Annotated in this window: 6 protein-coding genes; all 6 read right to left on the bottom strand. The window is 69.4% G+C overall.

All coding sequences use genetic code 11. From position 1 onward, the window contains the following. Positions 1-566, bottom strand: a 566-nt coding sequence (locus tag AO692_RS14950) for a baseplate J/gp47 family protein (RefSeq protein WP_200911741.1), incomplete at its 3' end; no start/stop codon positions are given. Continuing rightward, positions 566-1,018, bottom strand: coding sequence for a phage GP46 family protein (locus AO692_RS14945; RefSeq protein ID WP_054310848.1), 453 nt, complete (start codon positions 1,016-1,018; stop codon positions 566-568). The genes AO692_RS14945 and AO692_RS14950, both read right to left, overlap by 1 nt. 53 nt (positions 1,019-1,071) lie before the next feature. Beyond that, entirely contained in the window at positions 1,072-1,335 is a 264-nt protein-coding gene (locus AO692_RS14940; protein ID WP_054310847.1) for a PAAR domain-containing protein, read from the bottom strand. Continuing rightward, complete coding sequence (locus AO692_RS14935; RefSeq protein ID WP_054310846.1) at positions 1,335-1,727, bottom strand: phage baseplate assembly protein; 393 nt, start codon at positions 1,725-1,727, stop codon at positions 1,335-1,337. The genes AO692_RS14940 and AO692_RS14935 overlap by 1 nt, the downstream gene beginning before the upstream one ends. An 11-nt stretch (positions 1,728-1,738) precedes the next feature. Beyond that, a complete protein-coding gene (locus tag AO692_RS14930) occupies positions 1,739-2,929 on the bottom strand; it encodes a phage baseplate assembly protein (protein WP_054310845.1) in 1,191 nt (396 codons plus the stop codon). After that, positions 2,926-3,441, bottom strand: a 516-nt coding sequence (locus AO692_RS33150; protein WP_161808075.1) for a hypothetical protein, incomplete at its 5' end; no start/stop codon positions are given. The genes AO692_RS14930 and AO692_RS33150, both read right to left, overlap by 4 nt.

The following is a 3,441-nucleotide window of genomic DNA, read 5'->3' as shown; positions in this document are numbered from 1 at the left end:
CCCGCCGTCTCCTCTGCCGCGCCGCCGGCGATGCCGGCACCGGCAACGGTGATGCGGCTGATGGCCGGAAACGGTGCGACAGTGACGAGGCGGATGCCCGCTTCCAGATTGCCGGTCGGGCCGGCGACGGATGCGGTCACCGCCACGTCGACGGTTCCGCCGCCGATCGTCGCAACGGCATCGGTGGTGAAGGCCACCGCCTCGGAAGAAGCGAGTTCCGTGCCTGCCGGGACGACCGTGCCGGCGACGCCTTCGATCGTGACGGTGCCGACCGCGGTGGTGGCGCCGCGATGCTCGACGCCCCAGATTGATGCGTGCCGGAGCGCGAACTCGTCTTCGGCGCTGTCAGGGAAATACTGCCTGCTCCACCATGCGACGTGGTCGTGGATCTCGCGCGCTTCCATCGCGACCACGCGCCCGATGATGGAGAACATGCCGCGCGCGCTGCGCACCGCGCGCGACAGGGCGACGGGATCGACTTCGGGCCGGATCGCGAGCACCAGCGTCTCGAGGGCGCTGGCGAAACGCTCGGCGATCGTCCTGGCGGTGGGGACAGGCCACGGCATCAGGCGCCTCCGGCGACGGAAAGCGCTGCATCGTCGACCAGGACACGATAGCCGAGCGTCTGCGGCCGTACCCACGCGACCTCGATGTCGGCCGGCTGGCCGGTCTCGCGCGCGGCCCAGGCAAGCGCCTCCTCGAGCCAGAACCTGAACAGCAGCCGGGTTACCTCCGTCTGCTTGGCGCGGTCGAGCAGCCAAAGGCGCGAACCGGAGCGCTCGCCCCGGCCATCGAGGCCGTCGCCGGCCCAGCCGCGGCGCTCTGAAAACGTCTCCGTCAGGAAGGCGGTGCGGCCCTGCGGCAACGGATCGTCGGGTGCGGCTCGGCGGTCGAGCCCGATCGACAGCAACACCGGCGTGATCGACGTGTCGTCGATGGCCAGGTCGCCGTCGTCGCCGATCGTCAGGTCGCAGCGCCTGGCGGCAGGATCGTAGACAAGGGCGAGGTCGAAGAACATCGTGCCGGTTTATCGCGCGCGCGCGATCCCTCTAATGCCCGCCATGGCGGTCGTCAGTCGCATTCCCATTTGCTGGCTCCGGAGATCAGGCTGGCGCCGCAGGCCGTATGATCGCCCTGCCGCGCGATCTCCGCGTCCTCGCATTTCCACCGGCTCGAGCCCTCGACTATCGCGTTGACGCCATGGCCGGGTATCGGACAGGAGAACATGTCGCCCTTGCGGGCGATGAGCGCGCCTTCGCAGCGCCATTTCGAGGCCGAAGACACGACGGCGCCGCCGTGGTCGGACGTGTCACCGATGCGGACGACGAGAGGCATTATTCGAGATGGCCCGATGCGGTCTTGAGGGAGATACTGGCGCCGCTGGCCATTTCGACCGCGCCGCCGGCCTTCATCACCATCTTGTCGCCATGGGCGTTGTAGAGGCCGACATCGCCGGGCTGCAGCCCGCCCATGCGCTTGGACGGATTGCCGACCGGCAGCACGACCAGGTCGCCCTCGTCGCCACCGACGGCCAGCACGATCGCCAGCGCGCCGTCCTCCGGCACCGAACTGGCGAAGCCATAGGGCTGCATGACCTCGACATCGTCGCGCCAGATGCCGTCTGCGACCTCCACCGAGCAGCGCTGCGTCTCGCCGTCGTCGCGCACGTTCCTGATCGTGCAGCGCCGGATCGTGCCCCGCTGCTTGTCGGCCGTCTCCTTGTCCATCGTCCTCTCCTTCACAGGGCCTCGGCGGTGCCGTCGAGCGGCCCGGAGGAACCCTTCTTCTTGAGGTTGCGGCGGCGCGAACCGACCGCCTTCTTGTCGAACGCCTCGGGCGAGGTGACGGTGATCTCCGTCTCCTCACCCTCGTCGGAGGAGCGGAACACCACCTTGGACACCAGCATGTCGCGCTCGATGCCCTGGAAAGCGTCGGAAACGTAGGCCATCTCGTTGACGCGCCAGACGCGCCCCTCCACCGAGAAGCCGCGCACCCGGTAGTTGGCCTCCTCGCTGGCGGCGCGGGCGGTGCGCATTCGCCAGTCCGCCTCGTCCTGGACGGACTGCTCGTCCGGCTGGGTGCGGGCCAGATGCACGATCGGGCGATGGCGCGTGATCTCCGGATCCGTGGCGCGGCCGGTCAAGGCGGTGCCGCGGCGCTCGCGATCGGTGGCTGACCCATCGGTCGGTTCGCGCGAGCCTGGATCCACGGGATCGCCATCGGCTATCAGAGGGGCCGCCCGGCCGTCCCGGCCGCCATCCGCCTTCTCGGCCTGGCCGCGCACGATCGTTTCCGAATGCCGGCCCTCGTGGCTGAAGGTGGCGCGCGATCCCTTGGCGTTACCGGGCAAGGTCAATGCAGCCGGCGCGCGGCGGGCGCCGGTGCGGGTAATGACGATACCGCCGACGCCGTCGCTCATCACGAGCGCATGGCGTTGCCGCGCACCCTTCTCGATCGCTGCGTAGCCGGCCTCGCCGAGATCCAGCGCGTAGCGCGGAAACGCCGCGCCCGTGTCGATCTCGGTGCGGACCTGAAGGCCGTAGGGCGCCGCGATCTTCTTCGCCGCGTCTTCCAGCTTGACGTTCCTGAACTCGCCCGGTCCCTCGGGTGCCGCGGCGCAGTCGACCAAGTCGCCCGCCTTGTCCTCGCCCGAGATCGTCACCTCCGCATGGCTCTCGTCGATGTTGGGCTCTACGGTCTTGATCCAGCCGACCAGCACGACAGCGCCGTCGACGATCGCCTTGACCGCCTGTCCCGGCCGGACGCGGAATATCGAGCGCGGCGACGCATAGGCGAACGTGGCCATCGAGCGCGTGCCGTCGCGCAGGGTGAAGGAGAAGGAGCCGGCGAAGTCCTTCAGGTCGCGGGTGACCTCCGCTTCCGTCCACTCCTCGTAGAGCGTGCCGTCGATCTCCAGCGCCATCGTCATTTGAGCGCCTCGATGCGGCCCGCCGGCAATTGCGCGGGATGACGCGGGCGGTTGCGCTCGACGATGGAGCGGTAGCCCGCCTCGATCCGCTCCGGACGGTCGCCATAGAGATCGTTGGCGATGACGAACGCGTCAACCGGCGCGGCAGTTGCGACCACGACGACGGACGGCAGGCGACCGATGGTCTCGTTGATGTCGGCTGCGAGCGCTGCCTTGAGATCCAGCGTTGCCCGCCCGACGGCGGCCGCAGGCCCGGCATAGGCGTCGAGCGTGCCTACGGCCGTCGCGATGACGCCGAGGGCGGTGGTGAGCGCGGCGCGCATGGCGAGTGCATCCTGGCGACTGGTATAGTCGGCATAGACGGTGAGAGAAACGGCGGTGCCGATAGCGTCCGCGCCGGCGGCGATCAACATGGCGCGGTCGACAGCGGCGGGCGCGTCGTCCTGCATGGCGGCGATGCTGCCGCCGGCATCCAGGAGCAAGGCAATCGCCTCGGTCGGCGTCAACCCGGC

The organism is Mesorhizobium sp. 1M-11, from assembly GCF_001303895.1.
In the GTDB taxonomy this organism is placed as follows: Bacteria; Pseudomonadota; Alphaproteobacteria; order Rhizobiales; family Rhizobiaceae; genus Mesorhizobium.
Note: the sequence above shows the minus strand (reverse complement) of the source record. Positions and strands in the feature narration are given on the sequence as shown.

Bases quoted from the DNA above. Each gene is read 5' to 3' on its own strand.
- AO692_RS14940 (WP_054310847.1), bottom strand. From the start codon at position 1,335: ATGCCTCTCGTCGTCCGCATCGGTGACACGTCCGACCACGGCGGCGCC.
- AO692_RS14945 (WP_054310848.1), bottom strand. From the start codon at position 1,018: ATGTTCTTCGACCTCGCCCTTGTCTACGATCCTGCCGCCAGGCGCTGC.
- AO692_RS14935 (WP_054310846.1), bottom strand. From the start codon at position 1,727: ATGGACAAGGAGACGGCCGACAAGCAGCGGGGCACGATCCGGCGCTGC.
- AO692_RS14930 (WP_054310845.1), bottom strand. From the start codon at position 2,929: ATGACGATGGCGCTGGAGATCGACGGCACGCTCTACGAGGAGTGGACG.